At 58.1% G+C, this 2,061-nt stretch carries 2 protein-coding genes; both read right to left on the reverse strand.

The window, feature by feature from the left end; all coding sequences use genetic code 11:
• Positions 1-46: 46 nt before the first annotated feature.
• Positions 47-1,600 carry an IS66 family transposase gene (gene tnpC, locus K675_RS0116365; protein ID WP_037006617.1) on the reverse strand — a complete coding sequence of 518 codons (1,554 nt, stop codon included), beginning with the start codon at positions 1,598-1,600 and terminating at the stop codon, positions 47-49.
• Between the two features lie 18 nt (positions 1,601-1,618).
• On the reverse strand, positions 1,619-1,978 hold the full coding sequence (tnpB, locus tag K675_RS0116370; RefSeq protein WP_017904582.1) for an IS66 family insertion sequence element accessory protein TnpB: 360 nt from the start codon (positions 1,976-1,978) through the stop codon (positions 1,619-1,621).
• Positions 1,979-2,061: the final 83 nt, after the last annotated feature.

Below are 2,061 nucleotides of genomic sequence, written 5' to 3' on the forward strand. Positions count from 1 at the left end.
CGTAACCGATCCATAAACCCCACCAACTAAACGGTGGGGCTCAGGTTTACCGTGGCATCTCTGGTGAGCAGTTCCACGGCAACAACGCTTCGTAGTCCTCTACCGACTTCGCCTGCGGTAACCGCTCCAGTACGTGGCGTAGCCACGTATAAGGCTCCTGGCCGTTGGCTTTCGCGGTTTCGACCACGCTGTAGATCTTCGCGCTAGCGGTGGCGCCGTTGACGGTATCACTGAACAGCCACGCCTTGCGCCCGATCACAAACGGCTTGATCGCGCGTTCGGCCGCATTGTTGTCGATGGGTAAAAAACCGGCTTCGATATATCGCTCCAGACGACTCCAGTTGTTCGCCAGGTAGTGCACCGCTTTGCCCAATACACTTTGTGGTGTCACCTGCGGCAAGGTTTTCTCCAGCCAGTTCTTCAACTGCTGCAGGATTGGCCGGCTGTCTTGCTGGCGACCTATAAAACGCTGCTCATCCGTTGTGTCCTTCAAGTCGCGCTCAACGCCGTACAGCTTGTTGATCAGGTTCAGAGCGATATCGGCCCGACCGGTCTTACCCTTGGGCTGCACTTTTTGCGCGTCCACGAACTTGCGGCGTGCATGGGCCATGCACGCCAGACGCTCCACACCCGGCTGCAACGCCAACGCGTTATAGCCGGCGTAATCATCGGTCATGACATAGCCGCGATAACTTTCCAGCAGCCGCAACGGCACGTCCTGCGCACGGCTGCTGGTGTAGTCGAACAACACGACTTTACGATCCGGCGGGCCGCTCGCTTGCACCCACATCCAGGACTGGCTGGTCGGGTCTCGATCCGGTTCTTTCAATACCTGGACTCGGGTTTCGTCACAGTGGATCACCGGGCTTTCCAGTAATCGCTCGCGCATCAGGTTCAGCAGTGGCTGGAAGTGTTCACTGCACTGGATTACCCAGCGCGCCAGGGTCTGGCGCGGGATTTCGATACCGTGACGGTTCAGCACACTTTCGAAGCGATACAGCGGCAAGCCATCGACGTATTTGGTGGTCAGCAACATCGCCAGGACGCCGGGGCTGGCCAGGCTCTTCTCGATCAGTTGCGCTGGTTTGTCGGCGGTGACGGGCGCGGCTTCGCAGCCACGGCAACCGTAGACTTTACGAACATGTTTGATAACCCGAATTTGCATCGGCACGATGTCCAGCTGTTCGCTGGCTTCTTCGCCCATGACATGTTTGCGGCAACCGCAGGCGCAGATTTGTTCCTCATCGGGCAAGTCGTACTCGACCACGACACGCGGCAGGCTCGCCGCCAGCGGTTTGCGTTTTCCCCGGCGCGGGGTCGGCGCAACCACTTCTTCTTCCGGCTCTTCGACGCTCAGCAGCGGCTCGCCCTCGGCCTCGTTGAACATTTCCAGTTGCGGCGTATTGGGGTCGACGGTCTGCTCGGACCTGCGGCCAAAGAACCGGTCACGCCACAACTTGACTTGCTCTTTGAGATCGTCGATGTGGCTCACATGGGCCTGGTTGACTGCCTGCTCACGCGAACGCGCAGCGTAGCTCTCAAGCAGTAGCTGCTTGAGCAGAACAGGATCATCGGGAAGGTCGTCGGGCATGGAAATCATGTCGTGGATTATACCGGGTCAGGCGACGTATCGTGGCGTCAGAACTTGATGGGGACGGTTGCGCCAGAGGTCAAAACCGTCGAGTAGCCAGTTGAGTTCCTGAACCGTCAGCACGATGACGTCGTCGGTAAGTTCGGGCGTGGTTTTGAAACGTTCGGCTTCGAGGCGCTTGAGCCAAAGGCAGAAGCCGTTGCGCTCCCAATACAACACCTTGATCCGGTTACGCGCCTTGTTGAGGAAGACGAACAACACAGGATCGAACACGGCGACTTTGATATCCAACTCGACCAGGGCAGCCAGGCCGTCGATGGATTTTCGGAAGTCCACGGGCTTGGGGTAGAGGTACACTTTTTCAACCTCGGCGTTGGGACGCATCATGGCAAAGGCTCCGGAAACTATTCGGGAGCCCAGCATCACACCTCAGATTCTTGGTTTGAATGTGGGGACGATGGATCGCTTAC

Origin of the sequence: Pseudomonas fuscovaginae SE-1 (assembly GCF_000364705.1) — a bacterium.
Lineage (GTDB): Bacteria > Pseudomonadota > Gammaproteobacteria > Pseudomonadales > Pseudomonadaceae > Aquipseudomonas > Aquipseudomonas fuscovaginae_A.

Excerpts from the sequence above, each read along its gene's own strand:
- tnpC (WP_037006617.1), bottom strand. The coding sequence starts at position 1,600 with ATGATTTCCATGCCCGACGACCTTCCCGATGATCCTGTTCTGCTCAAG.
- tnpB (WP_017904582.1), bottom strand. The coding sequence starts at position 1,978 with ATGATGCGTCCCAACGCCGAGGTTGAAAAAGTGTACCTCTACCCCAAG.